This window comes from Bradyrhizobium sp. CCGB01 (assembly GCF_024199795.1).
Classification (GTDB): domain Bacteria; phylum Pseudomonadota; class Alphaproteobacteria; order Rhizobiales; family Xanthobacteraceae; genus Bradyrhizobium.
Genome location: NZ_JANADK010000001.1, coordinates 8,221,545 through 8,247,666, shown reverse-complemented (window position 1 = coordinate 8,247,666; position 26,122 = coordinate 8,221,545). Strand labels below are relative to the sequence as shown.

The following is a 26,122-nucleotide window of genomic DNA, read 5'->3' as shown; positions in this document are numbered from 1 at the left end:
AATAGGCAACCAAATGGTTGCATGTCAAGATGGTGTCTTTGGCGCGTGCAAGCGGCTGTGCTAGCGTTGAAGCTCAGCCAACGCAGATTGGTTCCGGGAGGGATTATGTTCCGTTGCGTCTTGACTGCTGCGTGCCTTGTCCTTTTTGCATGCAGCACATCCGCCTACGCGCAGAAGCAGACCATCGGCGCGCCGCCGGAAGCGTCCAACATGAAGCTGGTCGGCAGCAACGACCTCCAGGCGCGCAGTGCCTACCAGCCGACCATCCATCACCAGGGCGACCGCTGGATCGCCTATATCGGCCATCACGGCGGCACCGACGACGTGCCGGCTCCGGTCAACCCGATGACGGGGCAGGCCGAGCCGAACGGAACGTCCATCGTCGACGTCACCGATCCCGCGCGTCCAAAATATCTGCGGCACCTGCCGGGCCAGGAGGGAAAGTACGAGTCCGGCGGCGCACAAATGGTGCGGGTCTGCGACGGCAAGTCGTTGCCGAAGGGCGATCCCAATGCGGTCTACATGCTCCGCACCTTCGGCAGCGAGGCGCATGAGATCTGGAACGTCGCCGATCCCGCAAATCCCGTGCTGATCACGCGCATTGGCGGCCTGAAGGACACGCACAAGAGCTGGTGGGAGTGCGACACTGGCATTGCTTTTCTCGTCTCGGGCGCACCGGACTGGCGCACGCGGCGCATGACGCAGGTCTATGACCTCTCTGATCCCGCGCATCCGCAGAAGATCAGGGATTTTGGCTTGCCCGGGCAGGAGCCAGGCTCGACCGGCGCGGTGCCGACCGAATTGCACGGGCCGATCTCGACCGGGCCCCACGGCAACCGCGTCTTCTTCGGCTACGGCACCAACAAGGGCGGCATCCTCCAGATCGTCGATCGCGACAAGCTCTTGAACGGGCCGAAGGAGCCGACGCCGGACAATCTGCGCTATCCCGAGATTTCGCGCATGCCGATGTCCGCCTTCAACGGGGCGCACACGACGTTTCCGATGCTCGACATGCCCGTCGCCGAATTCGCCGAGGACAAGGACGGCAAGACCCGTGACATCGTCATGATCGTCGACGAGGCGATCTTGAACGAATGCGGCGAGGCGCGGCAGATGGTGTGGTTCGCCGACGTCACCACCGAGACGCGGCCGATGATGATCTCGAGCTACACCGTGCCGGAGGCGAGCGGCCAGTTCTGCCAGCGCGGCGGCCGCTTCGGCTCGCATTCGTCGAACGAGAGCATGGCGCCGGTCTACTACAAGAAGATGGCCTTCATCGCCTTCTTCAATGCCGGGGTGCGCGCGCTCGACATCCGCGATCCCTATCATCCCAGGGAGGTCGGATATTTCATCCCGGCGATCACGAGCGCGACGGACAAGCGCTGCATTCCCGTCGAGGGCGGCGAACGCTGCAAGGTCGCGATCCAGACCAACAATGTCGAGACCGACGAGCGCGGCTACATCTACATCGTCGACCGCGCCAATACCGGCCTGCATATCCTCGAACTGACAGGGCCCGCGCGCGCCGTCGCCGGCCTGCCGAGGAACTGACGATGCGGCGCGGCGCGGCGATCGCGATTGTGGCGATTGCGCTCGGTGGGTCCGGCGTCGGGGCCTATCAACTCGCGCCGTCGCCGGTGGAGGAGACGGCGCACTGGCGCGAGATCGCATGGCCGTTCCCGCGTGACGGCTGGCCCGCCGGCCGCGCGTTCCGTTGCGATGGGGCCTGCGCGGGCGCCGAGCTCTACGCGCGCGCCAAGCGCGGCTTCTGCAATTGCGACCGCGGCGTTGCCGATGACGACGAGGTGGATCGCGTCGCTGACATCGATCTGATCAGCCCGCGCTTCGCGGCCGTCGCGCCGGGTCAGGAAGTGGGCGTTGGCGAGATGCGCGGACGCGCGAGGCGTTATGATCTCGACATGCCGGACGGCGTCCATCGCATCGCGATCGGCGTTGCACTCGCGCGGCGGTGCGATCTTTTCGTTGCGGCGGCTCAAGGGCGTGGGAAAGCAAGCGAGATGCAGCGTGCGGCACTGGTGTTCCTGGAGACGCAGGGGATGAAGGACTGGGTGCTCGCCGCGCTGGACGGAAAGTGAGTGTCATGCATTAATGCCCCAAACCGCCCCGAGCCGAGTCCTCCCCATGATGTCCATGCAAGCCTATTTCGCCTTCGTTGCCGCCTGCATCGCGCTGGCGCTGCTGCCGGGGCCGATCGTCACCCTCGTCATCGCCAACGGGCTGCGCCACGGCACGCGCGCAGCGCTGACCAATGTCGCGGGTGCGCAGGCCGGCCTTGCCATCGTCATCGGCATCGTCGCGGTCGGCCTGACCTCGCTGATGGCGACCATGGGTTACTGGTTCGATTGGGTGCGCTTTGCCGGCGCCGCCTATCTGATCTGGCTCGGCATCAAGCTGATCTGGGCGCCGGTCGAAGGCCTCGATGTCGACGAGCCGCCGGCGCCGCCGCGCGGCGGGTTCTTCCTGCAAGGTTTTCTTGTGCTGCTGTCGAACCCGAAGGTGCTGATCTTCTTCGGCGCCTTCATTCCGCAGTTCATGGACATGAACCGCGACCACTTTCCGCAGGTCGCGCTGCTGGGCGCCACCTTCATGGTCACTGCGGCGATGACCGATGCGCTCTACGCTCTCGCCGCCGGGCGCGCGCGGAAATTCTTCTCGGCCCGACGGACGCGGCTGATGTCGCGCATCTCCGGTGGCTTCATGATCGGCGGCGGCATCTGGCTGGCGCTGACCAGGGCGAAATAACCTTCCGCAAGCCGGTTCGCGCTTGAACCCTTCGCGGCGGCGATGCGTCCAATCGGGCATTGCCGCTGACGAAGGAATTTGGTCGTGCCTGATCTGCCCTGGTTCGTCTACGCGATGCTGCTCGCACCGCTCGGGCTGTTATTGGTCGCCGCCGTTGTGAAGACCTGGCAGGTGCGCGAGGCGCGCAACTGGCCGCAGGCACCGGGCAAGGTCGTCACCTCGGTTGCAGAGGTGCGCGAGGTCAGGGTCTCCGACAGCGACCGCGAGGAAGGCTATCGCCTCGAGAAGCGCAATTTTGCGAACGTGACTTACGACTATGCGATCGGCGGCCGCAAGCTGCGCTGTAACCGCATCTCGATCGGCGAGGATCTCGGCAATTTCGAGGTCGCCGAGAAGCTCGCAAAGTATCCCTCCGGCAGCATCGTCACCGTCTATTACAATCCGCGCCATCCCGATCAGGCCGTGCTCGAGCGCGACCTGCCCAAGGGGCTGTGGGGCTGCCTCGGCATAGGCACGGCGATCGTGCTTGGCATCGTGTTCGGCTCGGCGTTCGGCCTCAACCAGACTTATGCCTGGCTTGCGCACCACATCGCCCGGCCCGATCTCGCGGGCCTCGTCGTCGGCTTCGGCGCGTTCGGCCTCGTCATCGCGCTGATGGGATGGGCCGTGCGGCGGCAGGCCTCGATGGCGTCGCGCTGGCCGGTGGTGCGGGGCACGATCAAGCTGTCGGGAATCGAGCACTATCACGAGGCCAGCGAGCCGGGCGAGCGCCGCGGCACCGAGATGGTCGGCAAACGCGTGACCTACACCTATCGCTATCAGAACGTCAGCTACACCAATGAATGCGCGCGCGTCGCGACCGGCACGCGGTCGGGGTCCGATGAGATGCTGAAGAAGCTGATGTCGCGCTACAAGGACGGCGCGACCGTCGAGGTTCGCGTCAATCCGGACAATCCGGCCGAGGCAACGCTCGATGCACGCGGCGCCGGCCGCATCGCCTTTGTGCTGTGGGGCATCGCCGCGATCTTTGCCGCGCTCGCACTGTTCGTCGCGACGCGGGGCGGCTAGTCGACCAGCCTCTCCGCCATCAGCTCGATTTCGATCTCCGCAAATATCCTTCCCAGCCGCTCGGCCCATTGCTGCTGGCCGGATTGGTCCGCGATCAGATCCTGGCGGATCTCGATGCCGGTGTTGACGAGGCCGCGGGCTTCGCCGTGGACGGGAATGGTGTAGTCGCTGAGGTCGCTCACCGCATAGGGCTCGTTGTCGCCGACGACGAGGTCGCCCTCGCTGCGCAAATGTTTCAGCAGCAGCTGCGGCAGCACGGTGTCGCGGTTGTACAATGCGCCGATGTGCCAGGGCCGCGCGACGCCGGCATAAACAGGCGTGAAGCTGTGCAGCGACACCAGCACCGTCGGCCGCTTGTCGTGCAGGCGGCGATCGATCGCGGCATCGATGCGGCGGTGATAGGGCTCGAAGATCTCGCGCCGCCGCGCCGCGCGCTCGCCCTGGGAGATGCCCTCGTTGCGCGGGATCGCGGTCGCCTCTGAAATCACGGGGATCGAGCTTGCAACGCCGGGTGAGCGGTTGCAGTCGATCACGAGCCGCGAATAGCGCTGCGCGATCAGATGCGCATCGAGCATTTGTGCAAGCCGATCGGCGACGCCGGCAATGCCGATGTCCCAGGCAATGTGCCGCGTCAGCTCGCTTTCCGCGACGCCGAGGTCGCCGAGCGCGCGCGGCAGCTCCCGTCCGTAATGATCCGAAGTGAGCAGGAAGGGCGATGCGCCCCCTGCATTCACCTCATGCACTGGCGGAATATCGCCCGCGCCGAGCAATTGATCGGTCGCGTCGGCCGTGTCCAAATCCATCCTGATTGCCTATGGAAAAAGCAGATATCGTCCAGATTGGGCAGCAATCGCTTGCGGGTCGGTCCACCCAAAATCATCGTGATCGCCGGACGATGCCGCTGCTTTCGATTCATCACAAGACCGAATCTCGCTTGCTCCCCCGGAGCTTTGCGGGATGAAGAAGATGTGCGGCTGTCGTTTCGCGCAATTGACGGCTATAGACACCCCATGACCTCCGATCGTCTTTTCGTCTACGGCACCCTGATGCACGGCTTCGACCATCCAATGGCGCGGCTGCTTGCAGGCCATGCGGATTTCCTGGGAGAGGCGACCTGTCGCGGCCGGCTCGTTCTCGTGAAGCACTATCCGGGATTGCTGCTGTCGGACGCGGCCTCCGACGTCGTCCATGGTGAGCTCTTTCAATTGCGCGTGCCCGACGAGCTCCTGCGCGAGCTCGACATGTACGAGGCCTGCGGCGAAGGCTTTCCGGAGCCGACCGAATATCTGCGCGAGCTGATCGACGTGACGCTGCCTGACGGCACCACCACGGAGAAGGCCTGGACCTACATCTACAACTGGCCCGTCACCGACCTTCCACGCATCGAGTCCGGCCGCTTTCTCGATCATTGACGAGGGCTCTCGATTTCACCTCGCCCCGCTTGCGGGGAGAGGTCGGATTGCATCAAAGATGCGATCCGGGTGAGGGGGACTCTCCGCGAGTCTAACTCTCACCGTCCTTGCGGAGACTCCCCCTCACCCCAACCCTCTCCCCGCAGGCGGGGCGAGGGAGCAGACCTTCATCGTTGCCGGCAGTTCGACCATTAAGCCGACAGCACTTCCTTCACCACGCGCACATCCACTTCGCGCTCGACATAGGTCCACTCCTCGGTCGCCCTGAGCATCGCCACCAGCTCTTCGAACAGCGATTCATCCGGCGGTGCGAACTCGAACCAGGTCAGGAAGTCGAAGGGGCCGCCGAGGTCGCGGGAATGATAGAGCTGCCGGGCGATCGCCGGCAGGAAACGCAGGCTGCTCGCGATGTGATGCGACTTGTCCTCGAAAATCCGGCGGCGCTCTTCCTGCGTCAGCTCCCACCAGGCTTGCGACTTGCGGATCGGGATCAGCGCCGCGGACGTCGCCTCGGGCCGGCCGAGCCCGGCCTGCACCGCGGTGAGCTGCTGCTTCTCGGCGCGCTCGGTGTAGCGCAGCGTGCTTGCAACGCCCACCAGCCGCCACGCATTGCGCGAGGGCACGAGCGGCAATGCGACGGCCTCGCTGTCGACCACCGACAGCGCCGGCATGAAGGGCAGGGGTTCGCCCGTCACGGGCGAAATCGAGGTGACGCGCCAACCCCCGCTATGGCCGCCTCGAAACGTCCTGAACATGGCGCTATGGAAGCGTGGAACAGGGCCGGGTTCAAGGCCCGTGTCATTCCGGGGCGCCCGAAGGGCGGGCCCGAAATCCATCGCGCCGCCGCTATGCTCGGAGAAATGGATTGCGGGCTCGGCGGAATGACGGAAAGGCCTGTGAATAGGTCGAATAACCCGGATAATCCCGAGAAACCTGGCCTTTAGCCTGATCGCACCTATATCCCTGATCCCCAGCCCGACTCACCCGGTTTCGCGTTACACATACGCCATGCGCTTCACGCCCCAGTTCCTCGACGAGCTTCGTGCCCGGCTTTCGGTCTCCGAAGTCGTGGGCAAGCGCGTCAAGCTGAAGAAGGCGGGGCGGGAGTGGAAGGGGCTATCGCCGTTCCAGCAGGAGAAGACGCCGTCCTTCTACGTCAACGACCAGAAGGGATTTTACCACGACTTCTCCTCCGGCAAGCATGGCGACATCATCACCTTCGTGATGGAGACGGACGGCCTGCCGTTCGCGGAAGCCGTCGAGCGGCTCGCCAACATGGCGGGGCTGGCGTTGCCGGCGGTGACGCCCAACGCGGCGCGCGAGGAGCAGCGGCGGCGCTCGCTCCACGACGTCATGGATCTCGCCGCCAAGTATTTCGCGGAAACGCTGGCCTCGCGGGTCGGCGCCAAGGCGCGCGGCTATCTCGCCGACCGTGCGATCTCGCCGGCGACGCAATTGCAGTTCCGCCTCGGCTATGCCTCGCCCGATCGCTTCGCGCTGAAGGAGCATCTCGGCAAGCTCGGCGTCTCCGTCGACGACATGGTCGAGACCGGGCTGCTGGTTGCCGGCAACGACATCCCCGTGCCCTACGATCGTTTCCGCGATCGCGTGATGTTTCCGATCACGGATTTGCGTGGCCGCGTCATCGCGTTCGGCGGGCGCGCGCTGGAGAAGGACGTTCCGGCAAAGTACCTGAATTCGCCGGAGACGCCGCTCTTTCACAAGGGCGACAATCTCTACAATCACCAGACCGCGCGCAAAGCCACCCATGATGGCGGCGCGCTGATCGTGGTCGAAGGCTATGTCGACGTCATCGCGATGGTGACCGCGGGCTTTGCAGGCGCGGTCGCGCCGCTCGGCACCGCGCTCACCGAGAGCCAACTCGCGTTGCTCTGGAAGATGGCGGACGAGCCGATCCTCTGCTTCGACGGCGACCGCGCGGGGCAGAAGGCCGCGTATCGTGCCGCCGACCTTGCACTGCCGTTCCTCGCACCCGGCAAGAGCCTGCGCTTTGCGCTGCTGCCGGAAGGGCAGGACCCCGACGATCTCGTGCGCGCCGGCGGCCGCGGCGCCATCGAGGAGGTGATCGCGGCGGCGAAGCCGCTCGCCGAGATGATCTGGTCGCGCGAGCTCGAAGGCGGCAATTTTGCCACGCCCGAGCGCCGAGCCGCGCTGGAAGCGCGCGTCAAAGAACTCTCCAACGGCATCCGCGACGAGGTGGTGCGGCGCTATTATCGCGACGACTTTGCCGAGCGGCTTCAGCGCGCCTTTGCCCCTGATGGCGGGCGCGGCGGCTTTGCCGGCCGGGGCAATTTCCGCCAAGGGGGCGGCGGTCGCCCGTTCCAGCCCCGCGGCGGCGGACAGCCGAATCGATTCGGTGGCCAGGGATTTGGCCAGGGATTTGGTGGAGGGCGCCGCGGCCCGCCCGGTCCCACCCCGCTACCCTCCGGCCCCTATCAGGCGGCGAGCCCCCAGCTTGCGACAAGTCCGATCATGCGGGGCCAGCGCAGCGCCATCTCCCGCCGGGAGGCCCTGATCCTGCAATGCCTGATCAACCACCCCTGGCTGCTGCATGAGCACCTTGAGGAGGTCGCCGCCCTGGAGCTGGCCCACCCCGAGGCCCATAAGCTCCGGGCCGGCATCATCGCCGCCTTCGCCAACGACCATCACCACTCGCCGGACCCCGGCGAGCAGGCCGAAAAGATGCGAAGCGACATCGAGAAGAGCGGATTTTCGCAGATTCTTCAAAGGGTTGAGAGCGGTATCACGACCGCGGCGGTGTGGGGCGCCCGCGAGGGCGCGGCGCGGGATGACGTTCTTGCCACCTGGCATCAGCTCGTCGCCTTGCATCGGCAATGGCATTCACTACTTAGAGAGCTGAAAGACGCCGAGCTGGCCTTGGGGGAGGACCCCAGCGAGGCCAATTTGGCGTGGCTGCGTGACGTCAAGGCTCGGATAGGAGAAGTCGACGGTACCGAGGCCCTGATCGAGGGTTTTGGCGAGCTGTCGGGCCGGTTCCAGAAGAGCGTGTGATGAAAGAATCATGCGGACGGTCGGGGCCGGAACCGCTAAAAGACTCGCCAAATCCAAGGTTTGGCGGCAAAAACAGGGTTAATCGAGGCTTAACGGTCTTGTAGCACTTTGGCCACCAGGCGGCCGCAGGCAGAACAGACGCGTCAGGAATGAATCCGCGCAATCGCTGTTGGCACTACACCTGCATCCGCTGCGACAAAGAGGCTCACGAAGCGTTAGGCAAATCCGGCGAGAGAAGGGTCGGGGTGGCGAGAGATAGGCGCGCCGCCCTTTCCGTGTCGAGATCTGACGAAGCGAGAGCGTCGAACAACAGGTTCAAGTGATTTCACGCAGGCGGGGCGAGCTGTCTGCATGAAGCGCGTTTAGGAGCAATGGATGGCCACCAAGGCAAAGACGCTGCAGGCGAAGGACAAGGAAAAAGACGACAAGGCAGCGGACGCGCCGGAGAAGGACTCCCAGGACGCGCCGTCGCCCTTGCTCGATCTGTCCGACGCGGCAGTCAAGAAGATGATCAAGCAGGCCAAGAAGCGCGGCTTCGTGACCTTCGATCAGCTCAACGAAGTTTTGCCGTCCGACCAGACCTCGCCCGAGCAGATCGAGGACATCATGTCCATGCTCTCGGACATGGGCATCAACGTCACCGAAGCCGACGATAGCGAAGGCGAGGAGGACAAGGACGAGGGCGGCGAGGACGAGACCGACAACGAGCTCGTCGAGGTCACGCAGAAGGCCGTCACCGAGGTCAAGAAGAGCGAGCCGGGCGAGCGCACCGACGACCCCGTGCGCATGTATCTGCGCGAGATGGGCACGGTCGAGCTGCTGTCCCGCGAAGGCGAAATCGCGATCGCCAAGCGCATCGAGGCCGGCCGCGAGGCGATGATCGCAGGGCTCTGCGAAAGCCCGCTGACCTTCCAGGCCATCATCATCTGGCGCGACGAGCTCAACGAAGGCAAGATCTTCCTTCGCGACATCATCGATCTCGAAGCGACCTATGCCGGCCCCGACGCCAAAGGCGGCATGAACACCGCCATGATCGGCGGTCCCACCGGCGAGAACGGCGAAGCATCAGCCGAAGGCGGTGAAGCCGCTGCGGTGAACGGGGCTGCGCCCGCGCATGTCGCGCCGCCCGCTGCTCCGCCGTCGCCGACCCCGTTCCGCGCCGCGCAGCCCGCCCCGGGCGGCCAGGCCGGTGAGGAGAAGGATCCGGGCGAAGCCGCCGCCGAAGCCGACATGGACGAGGACGACGAGTTCGAGAACCAGATGTCGCTCGCGGCCATCGAGGCCGAGCTCAAGCCGAAGGTCGTCGAGATCTTCGACAAGATCGCCGACAGCTACAAGAAGCTGCGCAAGCTTCAAGAGCAGGACATCCAGAACCAGCTCGAGAGCACCTCGCACGGGCCCTCGCTGTCGCCGCACCAGGAGCGCAAGTACCGCAAGCTCAAGGACGAGATCATCGTCGAGGTGAAGTCGCTGCGCCTGAACCAGGCGCGTATCGATTCACTCGTCGAGCAGCTCTACGACATCAACAAGCGCCTCGTCTCGCACGAGGGCCGCCTGATGCGCCTTGCCGACAGCCACGGCGTCGCGCGCGAGGATTTCCTGCGCAACTACACCGGCTCGGAGCTCGATCCGCGTTGGCTCAACCGCGTCTCGAAGCTCTCGGCCAAGGGCTGGAAGAATTTCGTCCATATCGAGAAGGACCGCATCAAGGACCTCCGTCACGAGGTGCACCAGCTCGCCGCGCTGACCGGCCTCGAGATCGTCGAGTTCCGCAAGATCGTGCACTCCGTGCAGAAGGGCGAGCGCGAGGCACGCCAGGCCAAGAAGGAGATGGTGGAAGCCAACCTCCGTCTCGTGATCTCGATTGCGAAGAAGTACACCAACCGCGGCCTGCAGTTCCTCGACCTGATCCAGGAAGGCAACATCGGCCTGATGAAGGCGGTCGACAAGTTCGAGTACCGCCGCGGCTACAAGTTCTCGACCTACGCCACGTGGTGGATCCGGCAGGCGATCACCCGCTCGATCGCCGACCAGGCGCGCACCATCCGCATTCCCGTGCACATGATCGAGACGATCAACAAGATCGTGCGCACCTCGCGCCAGATGCTCAACGAGATCGGCCGCGAGCCGACCCCGGAAGAGCTCGCCGAGAAGCTCGGCATGCCCTTGGAGAAGGTCCGCAAGGTCCTCAAGATCGCCAAGGAGCCCTTGTCGCTCGAAACACCCGTCGGTGACGAAGAGGATTCACACCTCGGCGATTTCATCGAGGACAAGAACGCGATCCTCCCGATCGACGCCGCGATCCAGTCGAACCTGCGCGAAACCACCACGCGCGTGCTCGCCTCGCTCACCCCGCGCGAAGAACGCGTGCTGCGCATGCGCTTCGGCATCGGCATGAACACCGACCACACGCTGGAGGAAGTCGGCCAGCAGTTCAGCGTGACGCGCGAACGTATTCGCCAGATCGAAGCGAAGGCGCTGCGCAAGCTGAAGCATCCGTCGCGGTCGAGGAAGCTGCGGAGCTTCTTGGATAACTAATTCGGATCGTCATGCCCGGGCCTGACCCGGGCATCCATCAAAACGAAAACGGCGGGCCGAAAGCCCGCCGTTTTCTTTGTGCTGATATTTTGCGCCTCTCGCAGGCGCCTACTTCTTCTTCACCCCGACCCGCTCGATCCGCTTGATCTCGAGCGCCGGGCGGCCGGACTTTTCGGCGATCTCGCGGTCCTGCTCCATGATGAAGCCGCGCGCGGGTTCGTCGCCGTCGAGGCCGCCGAGCAGTTCGGAGGGAACGCGGCGGTTGGAGCGTTGGGAATCGTCTTCATAGAAGACGTTGAAGAAGGCGAATTCGCCTTTGGGATTGGTTCCGGGTTTTTTGGCCATGGCGGCTTGTCGTCGATCAGGGGGCCGCAGTCAAATGACTTCGGCGGCTTGTCGACATCGGCGTCGAGCCGGAGGGCCGGTCTCACCAGCAATGGGGCCGCTTTGATCGCGATTGTCTGCGGGGAGCGTCGCTAGGCGACCGCTGCGCCCCTTGCTTCAATAAACGGCGGGCCGCGAAGCCCGCCGTTTATTTTGGGGTCTTCAGTGTCGCCCGGGGCTGGCAGGGCGACAACCTAGAATAGAAGACTATAACTCGCGCTGTGCGATGGCAAGGCAAATCGTTGGCGCGGTGATGTCGCAGCATACGCGTCAGATATGCGTCGATCGCGCGCGTTGCTTCAACGCGTTTTCACCGCAGATGATTTGTTTGCCAAAACACTTCGTTTACCTTCGCGGTTCTCGCAACGCAGCGAGAGGTCGTGCGCGATGTATCGAAGCGCGTAGACCTGCATCTTTTCCAAAGGACGCGCAGAGGGTCTCATTCACTGCACGTAAACGAGTTCCGCTTTGCGTCGTACATCTCAATGCGTGCGCGTGGGCTGCGCGAGTTCCAGGGTGCGCGCGGGCTACGGCGCCACCAGTTCCACGCGCCGGTTCAGCGCGCGGCCTCCGTCGGTAGCATTCGAGCCGACCGGGGCAAGCAATCCGACGCCGGCGGTGCGCAGCCGCGTCTGCGCGATGCGAAAGCTCTTCACGAGCTCGGCTGCGACCGCTTCGGCGCGGCGCTTCGAGAGATCGAGATTGTATTCGTAGGCGCCCTGGCTGTCGGTGTGGCCGACGATGATGACGTTGAGCTGCGGCTGGCTCGTCAGCAGCTTTGCGATCTGCTCCAGCGTCGGGCGGCTTTCCGCTTTGAGCACGGCCTTGTCGGTGTCGAAATAGATGCCGTAGAGCGCGATGTGGCCGGTCTCGCCCAGGCCCTTGGCCATCGCAGCCGCGTCGACCATCTTGTTTGCGATGGCGCCGAGCTCGGCGATCGTGACCTGCGCGTAGATGTCCTGGTTGTTCTGGCTGATGATGACGCTGGCATAAGTCTCGCGCCCGCCCTCGATCTTGCGGCCGGCAAAATAGCGGTAGTTGAAGCCGTCGACCCACATCTGCGGCACCGGCAGCGTGTCGATGCTTTCCGTGAAGGGAATGGCGCCGCAGGCGTCGGTGTCGCAGGCCAGCAATGTCTCGAAGCCGGCTTTCGCAAGTTGCGTCTCGAAATTGCGCGACACCTCCACGATCGACGGGCCGGGATTGGTGCGATAGGCGATACGGAACACGCGGCCCTCGAGCCGCCGCGCATCGGTCGGCTGACCGTCCTTGAAGGGCGCCGCCTGCATCCGCGCCGCGTCAAAGTCCTTGGTCACGTAGCCGGTGATGACGCTGCCCGCGAAGCGGCCGATGCCGGGATAGTCGCGGGAGCCGGCGACATCGCGCGTCTGCGCGGCGGCGGTGACGGTCTGAAGCGAGAGCAAGGCGAGGACAGCAAGCATCCGGTACGGAAGGGGCATGGCCATCTCGATCTGTTGGTGACGGGGAGCGCTGCTCCTTAGTCGCGGCCATGGCGGGATCGGTTCTGGCGAGGTTTTGCCGCTTTGACGCGAATCCGGTTCCCGGGCATGATCGCGCGCTGCTTCGCTCGCATTTTCAAAGGATTTCCCCGCATGCTGAGACACGCCTTGGCCGCCGCCGTCATCATTTGTCTCGCCGGTGGTTCGGCCGAGGCCGCGCGCTGCGGCGGCGACTTCAACAGCTTTGTCGCCAGCATGACCGCGGAGGCGCAAGGCGCCGGCGTCTCGGCGGGCGTGACCAGCGCGGCCTTCAGCGGCATCACCCAGGACGGCGCGGTGCTCGCCTTCGACCGCCGCCAGCGCTACACCTTCAACAAGAGCTTTGAGCAGTATGTCTCGACCCGCGTGGGCCCGGGCCGCATCAATGGCGGCCGCGCGCTGCTCCAGCGTCACGCCGCGCTGTTGTCGCGCATCGAGCAGCAGTTCGGCGTGCCCCGCTATATCCTGGTCGCGATCTGGGGGCTGGAGAGCGATTTCGGCAAGGGCGACATCGGCAAGCTGCCGGTGATCCGCACGCTCGCCACGCTCGCGCATGATTGCCGCCGCACCGATCTGTTCCAGGGCGAGTTGCTCGCCGCGCTCAAGATCGTGCAGCGCGGCGACCTGCCGCTGCGCGACCTCATCGGCGCCTATGCCGGCGAGATCGGCCAGACCCAGTTCCTGCCGTCGTCCTACATCAAATACGGCGTCGACTTCGACGGCGACGGCCATGTCGACCTGCGTCACAGCGTGCCCGACGTGCTCGCCTCGACCGCGAACCTGCTCCACACCAGCGGCTTCAAGATGGGCCAGCCCTACGGCGAAGGCACCGCCAATTTCGAGGCGATGCGGGAGTGGAACAGGGCGGTGGTTTACCGGAAGACGATCGGGTATTTCGCGGATCGGCTGGCGGGGCAGTGACTAAATACTCGGTGTCATCACCCGCGAAAGCGGGTGATCCAGTATTCCAGAGACGGCAGTGATTGAGCCGAGAGGCTGCGGCGTACTGGATTCCCCGCTTTCGCGGGGAATGACAGCGCGATGCGTGGTGAGGCTAGCGCGCACCCACCTCACTTCCCCTTCGCCATCTTCTCCAGCTTGCGCTGCAACGGCGCCCAGTACGTTCCGGGGCGGAAGCGCTGCAAGAGGTCCATGAAGCGGGCGTCGTTGCCGATCAGGATGCGGGGCTCGTTCTTCTCGATGCCCCTGACGATGCGCAGCGCGGCGTCCTTCGGCGTGGTCTTTGCCGCATTCTCGAACCGCTCGATCGATTGCGCCCGTCGCGCATTGTCGGTGACGCCGGCCCCGGTGCGCGAATTGCGCGCGATGGCGGTGGCGACGCCGCCGGGATGCACCACCGACAGTTTCACGGGGCTGCCCGCGACCGCAAGCTCGTGGCGCACGCTCTCGGAAAAGCCGCGCACCGCGAATTTGGCCGCCGCATAGGCCGACTGTCCGGGCGGCGCGATGATGCCGAAGATCGAGGAGAGGTTGACGATGTGCGCCTCGCTCCTCGTCTTCAGATGCGGCAGGAAGGCGCGCGTTCCGTGCACCACGCCCCAGAAATTGATGTCGAACAGCCACGCCATCTGCGCCTGGTCGATCTCCTCGAACGTCCCCATCAGCGCCACGCCGGCATTGTTGATGACGATGCCGAGGCCGGGATGCGCCGCGATCGCATCACGGGCGAACTCCGCGATGTCGCCGGGCTCGCCGACGTCGACGCGGTGCACGCTGACCTTGCGTCCGGCTCCGATCTCGGCGGCGAGCGTCTTCAATCCGGCCTCGTCGCGATCGGCGAGCGCAAGATCGCAGCCGCGGTTGCCGAGCTCGATTGCCAGCGCGCGGCCGATGCCGCTCGCCGCTCCGGTGATGGCGGCGGCGCCGCGAATCGCAGTCATGCTGTTCCTCCGTCAAGCCTCTGGTGTGGAACTATGATTTACTTTTTTTCAGAATGGAACTGAACCACAGCCGATTTGGCTCCTTAACTTGCATTACGCAAAACGAGCATAGGGAGCCGCCGATGGGTCAAGCACAACCGTTTCGCGCGACAGCGCTCATCGTTGAGGACGACGTCATGCAGCGGGAGATGCTCAGCCTTCTGCTCGAAGAAAGCGGCTACCACGTCATCCAGTGCGAAAGCGCCGAGGCTGCCGAGCGGGTGCTCGACAACAACGCCAGCGCGCTCTGTCTGATGCTGACGGACGTCCAGCTTGCCGGCCGCATGAACGGGGTCGAGCTCGCGCACGTCGCCAAGGACCGCAATCCAAAGCTCGACGTCGTCGTCACCTCCGGCCGCCCCCTGGCGCAGCCCTTGCCCGACGGCGCAAAATTCTGGGCCAAGCCATGGGCGCCGCTCGACGTGCTCCGCGAGGCCGAGCTCGCGCAGCTGTCCTGACGGCCGATCCGGGAGCTCGCTTTCGTGGCCCGAGGCACGGTGATAAGGTCTGGCCATGACCTTGTCCTTCCTGCTCACCTCGCTCATCGTCGTCGCCTCGCCCGGCACCGGCGTGCTCTACACGCTGGCTGCGGCGCTGACCCGCGGCTCGCGCGCGAGCATCGCTGCCGCCTTCGGCTGCACGCTCGGGATCGTGCCGCACATGATCGCGGCGATGCTCGGGCTTGCCGCGGTGCTGCACACCAGCGCGCTCGCCTTTGCCGCGCTGAAATGGGGCGGCGTCGCCTATCTGCTCTACATGTCCTGGCAGGCCCTGCGCGAGCGAGGTGCGCTGGCGGTCGACGGCGAGATCAAGGAGCGGTCGAGCCGCCACGTCATCGTCACCGGCTTCCTGATCAACATCCTCAATCCAAAACTGTCGATCTTCTTCCTCGCCTTCCTGCCGCAGTTCATCGCGGTGGACGAGGCCCATGTGCTGGCGCGGATGCTGGAATTGAGCGGCGCGTTCATGGCGATGACCTTTGCCGTGTTCGTCGTCTACGGCCTCTGCGCCGCCTCGGTGCGTGAGCGCGTCATCTCCCGCCCGCGTGTCATGGCCTGGCTGCGCCGGAGCTTTGCCGCGGGGTTCGCGGCACTCGGCGCCAAGCTGGCGTTCGCGGAAAGGTAGCTTTCGTTTGACCTCTCCCCGCGAAGAGCGGGGCGAGGGAGTGAGAGAGCGCAGCAAGCCAATAAAAAAGCGGGCTTCGCGCCCGCCATCTTCAACTCTCAGCCTTATCCGACGCCCGGGCGGAGCGAGGCTCCACCCGGGCAAAGAAAAAGAAGCCTCGTTACTTCTTCTTCGCCTTCTTGGCCTTCTTCGCCTTCTTCTTCGCCGCCTTCTTCGCTTTCTTAGCCATAGTATCCTCTTAGGGTTAAATGGTGGAACGCGACACGAGGGATGCTCGGCGGAGGGCCAGCCTCGCAACATCCTCGACGACAAACTCAGCAGATTCGCTGGTCTCTGCCCCGTGCTGTCACATCTGTGTCATCACGTTATCCACAGCTCAGATGCATTTTCGGGTGCTTTTTGCCCGCGAATCCGCATCGCGGTGCGCATCGACGTGACCGCGCGGAGCGGCGACGACATGCCTAACGACCCGATAACCGCCGCGCGCCGTTCATGAATCCAAAACCAAGGGCGAGCTTTCGCAGATCGCGGTGAGGTTCCGTTAAGTGCAAACCGCGCATTGTTCTCCGCAAGAACGCGGGGAAGGGTCATGGACGAACGGCTGCCAGGGACGGGGGGCGCGACGCTGTGCGTGCCGCACGCGCCATGCTGAACGTACCGACACTCTGGACGGTCTTCGTCGTCAACTTCCTGGCGCTTGGCCTGATCTGGGCCTATGTGACGCGCTCCTACCCGAAATTTGCCGCCGCGCGGTTCTGGATGGCCTCGGCGTTCGTCGGTGCCGCCGGCGCGATGACGGCGCTGGTCCGCCTGTTCGTCGCTTCTCCCCTGCCGCTTCTGCTTGGCGCTGCCGGCGTCATTGCCGCGAGCTGCCTCGCCGCCATGGGCATTCAGCGCTTCTATGACCGACCGGTCTCATGGCGCGCCATGGCCGCAACGGGCGGCTTAAGCCTCGCGGGCGTCGTGTTCTTCATGGTCGGCTTCGAGCACATGCAGCTGCGCATGCTCAGCTACACGTTCGGTCAGGCCCTGCCGCTGGTGCTGGCGCTGCGCCTGCTCCTGGTGCCGCCGGAAGGCCGCGTCAGCCCGGGTGCGCGGCTGTCCGCCATCGTCATCCTCACCATCATCGCGATCCTCGCGGTCCGAACGCTGGGCAATCTGCTCGGCCATGATTTCTCGGCGCGCGCCGGAGGTCAGGCTCATGCCGTCATGGTGCTGGGTCTGCTGTTCCTGTCGATGACGCTCAATTTCGGCTTCCTGCTGATGGCGATGGATCGGCTGCGCAACGAGGTCGCCGACCTCGCGCTGCTCGACGATCTCACCGGCGTCGCCAACCGGCGGCATCTGTTGCAGCGCCTGTCCGAGGAATGCGCCCGTTCGGAGCGCAGCGGCGAGCCGTTCTCGCTGCTGGTGATCGATCTCGACGGCTTCAAGGCCATCAACGATACCCATGGTCATGCCGCGGGCGATGCGTGCCTGCGGCACTTCACCCTGATGGCGCAGACGCGCCTCCGGCCCGGCGACATGCTGGCCCGCACCGGCGGCGACGAGTTCTGCGTCGTGCTGCCGTCCTCGTCCCTGCGCGAGGCTGCCACGATCGCCCGCCGCGTAGTCGAGGTCTGCCGCCAGGATGCCGCGGCCTGTACCGCCAAGGACATCCCGATCGCGATCTCGATCGGCGTCGCCGAATGGGACCGCGGCATCGGCCAGTTTCCGGACCGCCTCATCGCCCATGCCGACCACGCCCTCTATGCCGCCAAGAAAAACGGCAAGAACGACTTTGCCGTCTACGATCCGGCCCCGCCGCTCTCGCCCGAGCCGGCCGGCTTTGGTGAAGCCGCGCGCAAATTTGCCTGAAGCCTGCTAGGCTCGGGTCCGCTCATTGGTCGCTTTTGATGATGTCTCGCCTGTTCACGGCTCTTCTCGCCGCGCTCTGCCTGATCGCCCCAGCCACCGCAATGGACGCCGAGCTCGCAAAGCTCGCGCGCGCCTCCGGCACGCCCGACATTCCCGGCCTCAAAATCATCTGGCTCGCGCCCTGGGGGGATGTCCAGAACGCCCATCGCTGGCGCAACATCATCGTGCACCAGACCGAAGGGCCGGCGGGCTCGGCGCGCGGCGGGGCGCAGGAGCAGGCGAAGAACCCGACCCGTCGCGGCGTCACGGTGTGGGTCGAGACCGACGGCACGGTCTATTGGGCGGTGGCGGAAAATCTGGTGCCGACCCATGGCGACGGCGCCAACCGCAACGACAACAAGTACATCGACAACAGACCGACCTATCGGCAGGTCGTGCGCGACAATTCGATCGGTGTCGAGTTCGCCGGCAACTATCCCGACGTCACGGCAGGTCCCACCGAGGCGCAGGTCGCCGCGTGGAAGATCCTCGTAAAGGTCCTGCGTGCGCGCTACGATATCCCGCTCGACCACGTCTATGCGCACAACTGGATTGACTACAAGGATTCGCGCTATTGCGAAGGCTGCTGGCTCGCGACGCTGGCGAGGGTTTGGGGAGAGTAAGGTTGGCGAGTGCGGGTGCTCTTCCTTCTCGCACAAGAGGAGAGGAGAAGAGCAGCTAGACCGGCTGCAACATCCATCCGAACAACCGCCGCATCAATCCCGGTCGCCGCGACACCTCCGGCGGCCCGTCTGCGGCCAGCACGCGTTTGAGGAAGTAATCCAGAAACACCATGTCGTTCGGCTCGGTGACGGTGAATTGCTCGTCGCCGAAGAACACGCTGTAATTATAGAAGAACGGGCCCATGAGCGGGATCGTCGCGGTCGAGGCATAGTCCTTGGAGATGACGAACTCCGATGGCTCGAGCCCGTGCTCGCGCATCGCCTGCTCGACCAGCGGCAGCTTGCGCATGAACCTGGCTTCGAAGCCGCCGACGGTGGATTGCAGGATGATCGACACGGTCTGTGTCCGTTCGCTTGATGCTGATCGCGCTCATTTTGGGTCGGTTGACCGGCGAGCCTGGTTCAAGATGCCTCGCCCGCTTCCGCAAACATGCTGAGCCTCACACAACAAAAAAGCCGGCGTTGCCGCCGGCTTTTCGTCTCTTTCGATCCGCCAATTCGTGGCGCGGAAACCCGCTTAATGCGCGGCTTCCAGCGCAGCCTGTTCCGCCTGTGCGATGGTGCCCTTGACCGCCGCCTGCACCTTCTCGAAGGCGCGGACCTCGATCTGGCGGACGCGCTCGCGCGACACGCCGAACTCGGCGGCAAGGTCTTCCAGCGTCATCGGCTCATCGGCGAGGCGGCGGGCCTCGAAGATACGGCGTTCGCGCGGGTTGAGCACGCCCATGGCGCCGTTCAGCGCGTCACGGCGGTGATCATATTCCTCGTGCTCGGCCAGCATGGCTTCCTGGTTGGGCGTGTTGTCGACCAGCCAGTCCTGCCATTCGCCGGCTTCGCCGTCGTCGCGGATCGGCGCGTTGAGCGACGCGTCGCCACCGAGGCGGCGGTTCATGTCGATCACGTCCTGATCCGTGACGCCGAGGCGCTTGGCAATGATCTTCACCTGGTCGGGGCGGAGATCGCCCTCGTCCAGCGCGTTGATCTTGCTCTTCGCCTTGCGCAGGTTGAAGAACAGCTTCTTCTGGTTCGCGGTGGTGCCCATCTTCACGAGCGACCAGGAACGCAGGATGTACTCTTGAATCGACGCCTTGATCCACCACATCGCGTAGGTGGCGAGACGGAACCCCTTTTCGGGTTCGAAACGCTTCACCGCCTGCATGAGGCCGACATTGCCTTCCGAGACGACCTCGGAGATCGGCAGGCCGTAGCCGCGATAGCCCATGGCGATCTTGGCCACGAGGCGGAGATGGCTGGTGACGAGTTGATGTGCCGCGTCGCGATCGTCATGCTCACGCCAACGCTTGGCGAGCATGTATTCCTGCTGGGGTTCCAGCATCGGGAACTTGCGGATCTCGGCGAGGTAACGGGATAAGCCGGATTCTCCATTGAGGACCGGCAGAGCAGCGGTACGGGCCATTATGAAGCCCTCCAAGGTTCAGGCCCCCGATAGCGGCGGGCCAGGCAGACGACCGCTTTGTCAAAGCCGGCCGGGCTGCGATGTTCCGTTGGTCATTTCCAACGCAGGCGCAATATACCCCATGGGGGGTCGAAAAGGGAAGGATTGCTGACGTCACGTCCCCGTGTGGCAGCTATAACTTTTTGTAATGTAACGCTTTTCCAAGGCGGCCTGCGTCATTGCGCCGCTTGCAGCGCGCCCTGGAGGAGAAGCAAATCCTCCGGCAAAGGTGCTTCCCAGTGGAGTAATTCCCCGGTCCTCGGGTGCTCCAATACCAGCAAATAAGCATGCAGGGCCTGCCGTCCGAGCGCGGTCAGGACGCCCTGGGATTCTGGGCCAAGCTGGTTCGCCTTGGTCTTGAAGTGCGGTCCATAGACCGCGTCGCCCATCAGGGGATGGCCGATATGGGCGAGGTGGACGCGGATCTGGTGAGTACGTCCGGTCTCGAGCTCGCAGGCGAGCAGGGAGGCGATCGGCTTGCCGTCACGTCCCGCAAAACTCTCCAGAAGCTCCCAATGCGTCACCGCCTCGCGGCCGCCCTGGCGCACCGCCATCTTCTCGCGCGCATGCGGATGGCGGTCGATCGGCGCGTCGACGGTGCCGCGATGGCGTCCGGGCAGCCCCCAGGCGAACGCCATGTAGCCGCGGCGCATCGCGCCCGTGCGGCCGTGGTCGGCGAATTGCGCGGTGAGCGAGGCATGGGCGAGGTCGTTCTTGGCGACCACCATCAGCCCTGTCGTGTCCTTGTCGAGCCGGTGCACGATCCCGGGCCGGCGCACCCCTCCGATGCCGGACAGCGAGCCGCCGCAATGGGCGATCAGCGCATTCACCAGCGTGCCGGTCTCGTGGCCGGCCGCGGGGTGCACGACGAGGCCCTTGGGCTTGTTGAGGACCACGATGTCGTCGTCCTCGAACACGATATCGAGGGCGATATCCTCGCCCTTGGGCTCCGGCGGGGCCGCTTCCGGCACGTCGATTGTGATCGTATCGCCGGATGCGACGTGATAAGCGGGGTCGCGGACCGCGGCGGCCTTGAGGCTGACCGCGCCCGCCAGGATCAGGGCTTTCAGCCGCGATCGCGACAGGTCGGTGAGGTGCGCCGCCAGCACGCGGTCGAGCCGGACCGAGCCCTCGTCGCCGCCGACCACGACCTCCAACCTTCGCGCTGAGCCAACATTTTCCATGACGACGTCTGATACCGCTGTTCCCGAACCGAGCCCCGAGCAGGCCGCGCTGTTCGCGCGGGTGCGGCGGATGATGCTGATCGCGGGGTTGACCACGGCGCTGGCGATCTGCGCCGTGCTGATCGCGGTGGGCTACCGCCTTTTCAAGTCCGAGGGAAGGGCGGTCGAAGCCGTGGGCGACGTCACCGCCACCCTGCCCAAGGGCGCCAAAATCGTCTCCACGGGCGTCGCCGGCGACCGCCTCGCGGTGACGCTGGATGTGGGGGGCGTGATCGAGATCCGCACCTTCGACGCCCACACCCTGAAGCCGGCCGGAAAGCTGAAATTTGCCAACGAGCCGTAAAACGGCCGATCGGTCCTTGCGGCGGACAGATTTCGCGGCTATTGGCTAGCCCTCACGCTCCCTTCGTCTAGCGGTTAGGACGCGGCCCTCTCAAGGCTGAAACAGGGGTTCGATTCCCCTAGGGAGCGCCATTTGGCTCCATCGAGCGTTGATCGACTTCAGCTTTTTATCGATTTCGCCGACCTCTCGGAAGAGAGGTGACGGCTGTCCAACATGCAACCTCCGGACCTTTGGGTCCGGAGGTGCGCGTGCCTGGTCCGTGGGGCGGTGAGGGCCGCAACAGTCCAAACCTATTGCCGGATCAGCCGAACCACGTCCTGCCTCAGCAGATAGAACGACACCGCCAGCAGAACGACGTCCTTCATCAGGAAGGGCACGTTGCCGGTCATCGCGGGGAATCCTCCCGCCGCGACGTCCCAGCCCTCCGGCATGAACGGAATGATCGTGACCGTTGCGATGAAGGTGCCGGTCGAGCCGAGGGCGCCGAGAATGCCGAGCCGCTTGTCCCAGAAGCCGGCGAGCAGCAGCGTCCCGAACGTGAACTCCGAAGTGCCGAGGAAGTAGCTGGCGCCGGCGTGGCCGAAGACGGGATAGAGCCACCAGATCAGCGGGCCGTTGCTGATGAACGGCTCCAGTCGCTCGAATTCGTACGGGAACCACTTCTGGTAACTGAAGAACAGAAACATGATCACCATCGAGGCGCGGAGGGCGTGGTAGTCGAGATCCTCCGTGAGCAGGCCGGATTTCTGCAGCGCGCGGACAAACGGATTTTGCGTGGTGCTGGTCATTGCGGTCATTGTCGTGATCCTTTCAATCAAGATCTGACTGGGCGTTCGCTTCACGCGATCGCGGGGAAGTCGATCTCGGTGTCGTTGATGCGGTTGAACACGTTGGTGAAGACGGTGGTCGCGAAGGCCAGGCTGATCTCGACGAGCTGCGCGTCGGTGTAGCCGGCAGCCTTGATCGCGGCGAAATCCTCGGCGCTGACGGTGCCGCTGGACTGCGCGAGCTGGCGGACGAAGCGGATCAGCGCATCGCGCTTGTCATCGCCGGTCGGCTGATGCTCCCGGATCTGCTTCAACTGTTCGGGCCTCAGGCCCGCGAGCTTGCCAAGCAGGCTGTGCGCGGCGACGCAGTAGTCGCAGCCGGCGACTTCGGAGATGACGAGCTTGATGGTTTCCTGGTCACGCTTCGACAGCGAACCCGAAGCGAGAACGCTGTCGGCGAGCAGAATGGCCTTGAGCGCATCCGGCCCATGGGCGCCGATCGCGGCAAAGGTGTTGGGCACGCTGCCGATCGCCTTCTTGATCTGGCCATAGACAGCAGCGGTCGCGCCGGTTGCGGATTCGAGAGGGGGGACGGGAAGACGGGACATGTTGGCACTCCTTGGTTCGCTGGTGAACGATTGCGGAGTGACAATAGGAGCCTGAATTGATACTATGAATGTCAACAAATCTCGATTATATGCTCAATCGTCTCAATTGAAGGGGCTGGGAGAGGGGCTGCGATGGATTGGTTGAGCCAGCTTTTCGAGATGATGCCCGTGCGCGGGCGGCTCGACCTGCGCTGCGCCTACGGTGCGCCCTGGCGCATCGATCAGGGGCCGGGCCAGCCGAATGAAATTCCCTATCACGCCGTTCTCGCGGGCTCAGCGACACTGGACGATCCGGCAGGAGGCCCGCCGTTGCAGCTCAGGACCGGTGACATCCTGCTGCTTCCCAGCAATCCCCGACACGTCATGCATGACGGCGGCGGGGCCACGCCGCTGCCGGCGCGCAATCGCGCGGCTCTCAATTTCACGATCAGTGAAAATCCGGGCTCGGGCGAACGGCTCGATCTGCTGTGCGGACACTTTGCCATCGCATCGCCGCACGACCGCTTGCTGCGCAGCTATCTGCCGCCGCGCCTCGTCGTGCATGTCGACGCCGACGACGGAGGCGCGGCGGGGCAACTTGCCGGCCTCGTCGCCTTGATGCGCCGGGAGTCCTCAGACGATCGCCTCGGCGGCCGCGCGATGTTGAACGCGCTGTCGAGCGCGATGTTCGCGCTGGTGTTGCGGCTCGCCAGCCTCACGGACAACGCGCCACGCGGCCTGCTTGCTCTGGCCGGTCATCCGCGCCTCGCGCCGGCGGTGGCGGCTCTGTTCAACGAGCCGGCGCGTGCATGGTCGCTGCCGGAGCTGGCGCGCCTGTGCGGCATGTCGCGAGCCACGCTCGCGCGGCAATTCCAGGAGAGGCTCGGGCGCTCGGCCGCCGATCTCCTGACCGACATCCGGATGGCGCTCGCGGCGAACGAGTTGAGGACATCGTCGCTTTCGACCGGCGCCGTAGCTGAAGCCGTCGGATATCAATCCGAAGCGGCGTTCCAGCGCGCCTTCAAGAGCCACATGGGCATCACGCCGGCGCAGTGGCGGAAAATGCAGGGGCCGTCCGGCCGCGATGCCTTCGCGGGGCCTTTGGCTGATCCAGCTCGGCCGCTCCAGTGATCGGCCGGGCAAAATACCTGAAATCGGCTGTCAATACTCCATCTCCAAAATATTCCACTTTACCGAAATTCGGATTTGTCGTATGTGTCGGCTATCCCAGCCCACCAAAGGGGCGGTCGTACGTCGTCACGAACGCGGGCTGGATTGCGGTGGACGCGGGCGGCGTTAAAGGCGGGCTTGTTGCATGCAGGGCGAGATGAACCTCGTGAGCATGACGCGAACCGCGATCGACGGACGGCGCTCAATCCTGCGACGCCCTTGGGCTAAGAAGCCCTGGGGCGAAGCAGGAAGCCCGCGTACGGCGAAACCGTGTGGTCCTGGCCGTCGTTGCTACGGTCAAGCCTTGGCGAAGGCGTCACGTGCGTCAACCGGCGCGGGTCGCGTGCATTTCGCGGAGGTGACGGAGGCAAGAAGGAACTCGTCTCCGGGGAGAGCGCGGCATAGGTCGTCAAACCATCGCGCAGGGAAGGCCTGGTCTCGGCTGCCCTGTGTCTCCCCCGTGCATTGCGTGTGCATCCATTCAGCATGGGGGTTTTGTGGGTGCCAGCCGGCGCCCGGTCTTCCCTGCGCGCTTTCCCTGCGAAGGGGTGAAGCGAGAAGCATAGCTCGGGCAAATCATGCCGCGAGGACGTGAGCGCGTGTCTGCGACAATCTGAACTGACCTCCCGGACAAGCATGCTGCATCGGCATCAGCGGCGGTAGTCGGGCCCCCAAAAATCTGCACTATGCGCGCCGGGACGGCGCGCGATGCGGCCGGTCTCGTCCTCCGAAGCTGCCGGGCCTTTGGAGGTTTTGGATTCTGCTTTTTGGAGTGACGATATGAGCGGCTTGGTGATCTCTGGCGGCCGGGTGGTCGATCCCGCGAGCGGCATGGATGCCGTTGGCGATGTGGCGGTGGTGGACGGCAAGATCGCCGCGGTCGGTTCCTCGCTCGGCGGCGCCGAGCGGGTGATCGACGCGACCGGGCTCGTGGTTGCGCCCGGCTTCATCGATCTGCATGCGCATGGCCAGTCGATCCCGGCGGACCGCATGCAGGCCTTCGACGGCGTGACGACGACGCTCGATCTCGAAGCCGGCGTGCTGCCGGTCGGGTCCTGGTACGAGCGCCAGGCGAGGAAAGGCCGCGTGCTGAACTACGGCGCCGCCACCAACTGGGCCTTTGCGCGCATCGGCGCGATGACGGGCTCCAATGCCGAGAGCTCGCTGGAAGCGTTCGGCAACGCCATGCGCGATCGCCGCTGGATGGACAATGTCGCGAGCGACTCGGAAGTCGCCGGCATCCTCGAGCGCCTCACGCGCGGCCTGAACGAGGGCGGCATCGGCATCGGTATCTTGAACGCGTACGCGCCGGGCGCCGGCGTGCAGGAGCTCACCGCGGTCTGCCAGCTTGCCGCGAGGCAGGACGTGCCGACCTTCACCCATGTCGCCTACATGTCGCGCGTCGACCCCGAGAGCGCGGCGGAGGCCTATATCCGCCTGATCGGCTATGCCGGCGCCACCGGCGCGCACATGCACATCTGCCATTTCAACTCGTCGAGCAAGACCGACATCGAGCGATGCCGCGTGCTGGTCGAGAAGGCGCAGGCGCAGGGCCTGCCCATCACGGTCGAGGCCTACCCTTACGGCACCGGCTCGACCGTGCTGGCCGCCGCCTTCTTCAGCGATCCCCAGTTCGTCGAGCGCAACGGCACCGGCTACGATTCGGTGCAGCGCGTCACCGACGGCCACCGCTTTCGCGACCGCGAGGAGCTGCTCAAGGCGCAGGCCGACGAGCCGTCCTCGCTGGTGCTCTGGCACATCCTCGACACCGAGAACAATGCGCATCACCGCGATCTGCTCGACATGTCGGTGCTGTATCCCGGCGGCGCGATTGCCTCCGACGCGATGCCGTGGACGACGTCGGACGGCAAGACCTATACCGGCGATGCCTGGCCGCTGCCGGACGATGCCACCTCGCATCCGCGCTCGGCCGGCTGCTTCACGAAGTTCATCCGCGAATGGGTGCGCGAGCGCAAGACCGTGTCGCTGCTGGAAGGCGTGCGGAAATGCGCGCTGATCCCGGCGGAAATCCTGTCGCAGAGCACGCCCGCGATGCGCGCCAAGGGCAGGCTTGCGAAGGACGCCGATGCCGACATCGTCGTCTTCGACTATGAGAAGCTCAGCGACCGCGCGACCTTCACGGCAATGAACCGTCCCTCGGACGGCGTGCGGCACCTCATCGTCAGCGGCCAGCCGCTGATCGCCGACGGTGTGCTGGATGTCGCGGCGCGGCCCGGCCGCCCCGTGCGTCGTCACGTCGTCGAGGGCTGACCC

At 65.0% G+C, this 26,122-nt stretch carries 25 protein-coding genes and 1 tRNA gene; 16 read left to right on the top strand and 10 right to left on the bottom strand.

The features are described from left to right. Nucleotides 1–105 precede the first annotated feature (105 nt). The 4 genes from NLM25_RS38770 to NLM25_RS38755 all read left to right on the top strand — a co-directional run bounded on the left by NLM25_RS38770 (nt 106) and on the right by NLM25_RS38755 (nt 3,831). Nucleotides 106–1,551 (top strand): LVIVD repeat-containing protein, encoded by a 1,446-nt coding sequence (locus NLM25_RS38770; protein WP_254123176.1) that lies wholly within the window; start codon nt 106–108, stop codon nt 1,549–1,551. A gap of 2 nt (nt 1,552–1,553) precedes the next feature. Further along, nucleotides 1,554–2,096 (top strand): hypothetical protein, encoded by a 543-nt coding sequence (locus NLM25_RS38765; protein ID WP_254123175.1) that lies wholly within the window; start codon nt 1,554–1,556, stop codon nt 2,094–2,096. A 46-nt stretch (nt 2,097–2,142) separates the two neighbouring features. After that, nucleotides 2,143–2,763: a LysE family translocator gene (locus tag NLM25_RS38760; RefSeq protein ID WP_254123174.1), complete on the top strand. Its 621-nt coding sequence runs from the start codon at nt 2,143–2,145 to the stop codon at nt 2,761–2,763. An 84-nt stretch (nt 2,764–2,847) separates the two neighbouring features. Continuing rightward, a complete protein-coding gene (locus NLM25_RS38755) occupies nt 2,848–3,831 on the top strand; it encodes a DUF3592 domain-containing protein (RefSeq protein WP_254123173.1) in 984 nt (327 codons plus the stop codon). Here the strand turns inward: NLM25_RS38755 and NLM25_RS38750 are convergent. Next, nucleotides 3,828–4,634 (bottom strand): N-formylglutamate amidohydrolase, encoded by an 807-nt coding sequence (locus NLM25_RS38750; RefSeq protein ID WP_254123172.1) that lies wholly within the window; start codon nt 4,632–4,634, stop codon nt 3,828–3,830. The two genes, NLM25_RS38755 and NLM25_RS38750, sit on opposite strands and share 4 nt — an antisense overlap. 207 nt (nt 4,635–4,841) lie before the next feature. Here NLM25_RS38750 and NLM25_RS38745 point away from each other — a divergent pair, with 207 nt between their 5' ends. Next, nucleotides 4,842–5,243, top strand: a complete 402-nt coding sequence (locus NLM25_RS38745) for a gamma-glutamylcyclotransferase (protein ID WP_254140388.1) — start codon at nt 4,842–4,844, stop codon at nt 5,241–5,243. A gap of 191 nt (nt 5,244–5,434) precedes the next feature. On the opposite strand, the gene NLM25_RS38740 is transcribed toward NLM25_RS38745, so the two are convergent. After that, entirely contained in the window at nt 5,435–5,998 is a 564-nt protein-coding gene (locus tag NLM25_RS38740; RefSeq protein WP_254123170.1) for a chlorite dismutase family protein, read from the bottom strand. 253 nt (nt 5,999–6,251) lie between these two features. On the opposite strand from NLM25_RS38740, the gene dnaG reads away from it, so the two are divergent. Both dnaG and rpoD read left to right on the top strand, forming a co-directional pair. Beyond that, a complete protein-coding gene (dnaG, locus tag NLM25_RS38735) occupies nt 6,252–8,276 on the top strand; it encodes a DNA primase (RefSeq protein ID WP_254140387.1) in 2,025 nt (674 codons plus the stop codon). Between the two features lie 375 nt (nt 8,277–8,651). Then, entirely contained in the window at nt 8,652–10,814 is a 2,163-nt protein-coding gene (gene rpoD / locus NLM25_RS38730) for an RNA polymerase sigma factor RpoD (protein WP_254123168.1), read from the top strand. 108 nt (nt 10,815–10,922) lie between these two features. Here the strand turns inward: rpoD and NLM25_RS38725 are convergent, their stop codons facing one another. Then, the gene (locus NLM25_RS38725) at nt 10,923–11,159 is read right to left on the bottom strand and encodes a hypothetical protein (RefSeq protein ID WP_014492112.1); all 237 of its coding nucleotides are present in this window, start codon (nt 11,157–11,159) and stop codon (nt 10,923–10,925) included. A 566-nt stretch (nt 11,160–11,725) separates the two neighbouring features. Continuing rightward, nucleotides 11,726–12,658 carry an OmpA family protein gene (locus NLM25_RS38720; RefSeq protein WP_375167865.1) on the bottom strand — a complete coding sequence of 311 codons (933 nt, stop codon included), beginning with the start codon at nt 12,656–12,658 and terminating at the stop codon, nt 11,726–11,728. 153 nt (nt 12,659–12,811) lie between these two features. On the opposite strand from NLM25_RS38720, the gene NLM25_RS38715 reads away from it, so the two are divergent. Beyond that, nucleotides 12,812–13,618, top strand: coding sequence for a lytic murein transglycosylase (locus NLM25_RS38715; RefSeq protein ID WP_254140385.1), 807 nt, complete (start codon nt 12,812–12,814; stop codon nt 13,616–13,618). A gap of 149 nt (nt 13,619–13,767) precedes the next feature. Here the strand turns inward: NLM25_RS38715 and NLM25_RS38710 are convergent, their stop codons facing one another. Beyond that, nucleotides 13,768–14,598, bottom strand: coding sequence for an SDR family oxidoreductase (locus tag NLM25_RS38710; RefSeq protein ID WP_254140384.1), 831 nt, complete (start codon nt 14,596–14,598; stop codon nt 13,768–13,770). A 122-nt stretch (nt 14,599–14,720) separates the two neighbouring features. On the opposite strand from NLM25_RS38710, the gene NLM25_RS38705 reads away from it, so the two are divergent. From NLM25_RS38705 to NLM25_RS38690, 4 genes are all read left to right on the top strand, one after another. Further along, nucleotides 14,721–15,095 carry a response regulator gene (locus NLM25_RS38705; RefSeq protein WP_254123165.1) on the top strand — a complete coding sequence of 125 codons (375 nt, stop codon included), beginning with the start codon at nt 14,721–14,723 and terminating at the stop codon, nt 15,093–15,095. A 55-nt stretch (nt 15,096–15,150) separates the two neighbouring features. Continuing rightward, nucleotides 15,151–15,762 carry a LysE family translocator gene (locus tag NLM25_RS38700; RefSeq protein ID WP_254140383.1) on the top strand — a complete coding sequence of 204 codons (612 nt, stop codon included), beginning with the start codon at nt 15,151–15,153 and terminating at the stop codon, nt 15,760–15,762. 645 nt (nt 15,763–16,407) lie between these two features. After that, nucleotides 16,408–17,619 carry a GGDEF domain-containing protein gene (locus NLM25_RS38695; RefSeq protein ID WP_254141339.1) on the top strand — a complete coding sequence of 404 codons (1,212 nt, stop codon included), beginning with the start codon at nt 16,408–16,410 and terminating at the stop codon, nt 17,617–17,619. Nucleotides 17,620–17,654: 35 nt separating this feature from the next. After that, entirely contained in the window at nt 17,655–18,281 is a 627-nt protein-coding gene (locus NLM25_RS38690) for an N-acetylmuramoyl-L-alanine amidase (protein ID WP_254140382.1), read from the top strand. Nucleotides 18,282–18,336: 55 nt separating this feature from the next. Here NLM25_RS38690 and NLM25_RS38685 read toward each other — a convergent pair whose 3' ends face one another. The 3 genes from NLM25_RS38685 to NLM25_RS38675 form a co-directional block, all read right to left on the bottom strand. Then, nucleotides 18,337–18,678 (bottom strand): hypothetical protein, encoded by a 342-nt coding sequence (locus NLM25_RS38685; RefSeq protein ID WP_254140381.1) that lies wholly within the window; start codon nt 18,676–18,678, stop codon nt 18,337–18,339. 180 nt (nt 18,679–18,858) lie between these two features. Next, complete coding sequence (rpoH, locus tag NLM25_RS38680) at nt 18,859–19,758, bottom strand: RNA polymerase sigma factor RpoH (protein WP_254140380.1); 900 nt, start codon at nt 19,756–19,758, stop codon at nt 18,859–18,861. A 215-nt stretch (nt 19,759–19,973) separates the two neighbouring features. Continuing rightward, nucleotides 19,974–20,981, bottom strand: a complete 1,008-nt coding sequence (locus tag NLM25_RS38675) for an RluA family pseudouridine synthase (protein WP_254140379.1) — start codon at nt 20,979–20,981, stop codon at nt 19,974–19,976. On the opposite strand from NLM25_RS38675, the gene NLM25_RS38670 reads away from it, so the two are divergent. Both NLM25_RS38670 and NLM25_RS38665 read left to right on the top strand, forming a co-directional pair. Beyond that, the gene (locus NLM25_RS38670) at nt 20,980–21,324 is read left to right on the top strand and encodes a hypothetical protein (protein ID WP_254140378.1); all 345 of its coding nucleotides are present in this window, start codon (nt 20,980–20,982) and stop codon (nt 21,322–21,324) included. The genes NLM25_RS38675 and NLM25_RS38670 overlap by 2 nt on opposite strands. 56 nt (nt 21,325–21,380) lie before the next feature. Further along, nucleotides 21,381–21,455, top strand: a tRNA-Glu gene (locus NLM25_RS38665). 159 nt (nt 21,456–21,614) lie between these two features. Here NLM25_RS38665 and NLM25_RS38660 read toward each other — a convergent pair. Further along, complete coding sequence (locus NLM25_RS38660) at nt 21,615–22,112, bottom strand: YkgB family protein (protein WP_375167894.1); 498 nt, start codon at nt 22,110–22,112, stop codon at nt 21,615–21,617. 50 nt (nt 22,113–22,162) lie between these two features. Then, nucleotides 22,163–22,699: a carboxymuconolactone decarboxylase family protein gene (locus NLM25_RS38655; protein ID WP_254140376.1), complete on the bottom strand. Its 537-nt coding sequence runs from the start codon at nt 22,697–22,699 to the stop codon at nt 22,163–22,165. Between the two features lie 132 nt (nt 22,700–22,831). Here NLM25_RS38655 and NLM25_RS38650 point away from each other — a divergent pair, with 132 nt between their 5' ends. Further along, complete coding sequence (locus tag NLM25_RS38650; RefSeq protein WP_254140375.1) at nt 22,832–23,809, top strand: AraC family transcriptional regulator; 978 nt, start codon at nt 22,832–22,834, stop codon at nt 23,807–23,809. A gap of 819 nt (nt 23,810–24,628) precedes the next feature. Then, nucleotides 24,629–26,119, top strand: a complete 1,491-nt coding sequence (locus NLM25_RS38645; RefSeq protein WP_254140374.1) for an amidohydrolase family protein — start codon at nt 24,629–24,631, stop codon at nt 26,117–26,119. The last annotated feature ends 3 nt before the right edge of the window (nt 26,120–26,122 follow it).

Bases quoted from the DNA above. Each gene is read 5' to 3' on its own strand.
- NLM25_RS38770 (WP_254123176.1), top strand. From the start codon at position 106: ATGTTCCGTTGCGTCTTGACTGCTGCGTGCCTTGTCCTTTTTGCATGC.
- NLM25_RS38765 (WP_254123175.1), top strand. From the start codon at position 1,554: ATGCGGCGCGGCGCGGCGATCGCGATTGTGGCGATTGCGCTCGGTGGG.
- NLM25_RS38760 (WP_254123174.1), top strand. From the start codon at position 2,143: ATGATGTCCATGCAAGCCTATTTCGCCTTCGTTGCCGCCTGCATCGCG.
- NLM25_RS38750 (WP_254123172.1), bottom strand. From the start codon at position 4,634: ATGGATTTGGACACGGCCGACGCGACCGATCAATTGCTCGGCGCGGGC.
- NLM25_RS38745 (WP_254140388.1), top strand. From the start codon at position 4,842: ATGACCTCCGATCGTCTTTTCGTCTACGGCACCCTGATGCACGGCTTC.
- NLM25_RS38740 (WP_254123170.1), bottom strand. From the start codon at position 5,998: ATGTTCAGGACGTTTCGAGGCGGCCATAGCGGGGGTTGGCGCGTCACC.
- dnaG (WP_254140387.1), top strand. From the start codon at position 6,252: ATGCGCTTCACGCCCCAGTTCCTCGACGAGCTTCGTGCCCGGCTTTCG.
- rpoD (WP_254123168.1), top strand. From the start codon at position 8,652: ATGGCCACCAAGGCAAAGACGCTGCAGGCGAAGGACAAGGAAAAAGAC.
- NLM25_RS38725 (WP_014492112.1), bottom strand. From the start codon at position 11,159: ATGGCCAAAAAACCCGGAACCAATCCCAAAGGCGAATTCGCCTTCTTC.
- NLM25_RS38720 (WP_375167865.1), bottom strand. From the start codon at position 12,658: ATGCCCCTTCCGTACCGGATGCTTGCTGTCCTCGCCTTGCTCTCGCTT.
- NLM25_RS38715 (WP_254140385.1), top strand. From the start codon at position 12,812: ATGCTGAGACACGCCTTGGCCGCCGCCGTCATCATTTGTCTCGCCGGT.
- NLM25_RS38710 (WP_254140384.1), bottom strand. From the start codon at position 14,598: ATGACTGCGATTCGCGGCGCCGCCGCCATCACCGGAGCGGCGAGCGGC.
- NLM25_RS38705 (WP_254123165.1), top strand. From the start codon at position 14,721: ATGGGTCAAGCACAACCGTTTCGCGCGACAGCGCTCATCGTTGAGGAC.
- NLM25_RS38700 (WP_254140383.1), top strand. From the start codon at position 15,151: ATGACCTTGTCCTTCCTGCTCACCTCGCTCATCGTCGTCGCCTCGCCC.
- NLM25_RS38695 (WP_254141339.1), top strand. From the start codon at position 16,408: ATGCTGAACGTACCGACACTCTGGACGGTCTTCGTCGTCAACTTCCTG.
- rpoH (WP_254140380.1), bottom strand. From the start codon at position 19,758: ATGGCCCGTACCGCTGCTCTGCCGGTCCTCAATGGAGAATCCGGCTTA.
- NLM25_RS38670 (WP_254140378.1), top strand. From the start codon at position 20,980: ATGACGACGTCTGATACCGCTGTTCCCGAACCGAGCCCCGAGCAGGCC.
- NLM25_RS38675 (WP_254140379.1), bottom strand. From the start codon at position 20,981: ATGGAAAATGTTGGCTCAGCGCGAAGGTTGGAGGTCGTGGTCGGCGGC.
- NLM25_RS38660 (WP_375167894.1), bottom strand. From the start codon at position 22,112: ATGACCAGCACCACGCAAAATCCGTTTGTCCGCGCGCTGCAGAAATCC.
- NLM25_RS38655 (WP_254140376.1), bottom strand. From the start codon at position 22,699: ATGTCCCGTCTTCCCGTCCCCCCTCTCGAATCCGCAACCGGCGCGACC.
- NLM25_RS38650 (WP_254140375.1), top strand. From the start codon at position 22,832: ATGGATTGGTTGAGCCAGCTTTTCGAGATGATGCCCGTGCGCGGGCGG.
- NLM25_RS38645 (WP_254140374.1), top strand. From the start codon at position 24,629: ATGAGCGGCTTGGTGATCTCTGGCGGCCGGGTGGTCGATCCCGCGAGC.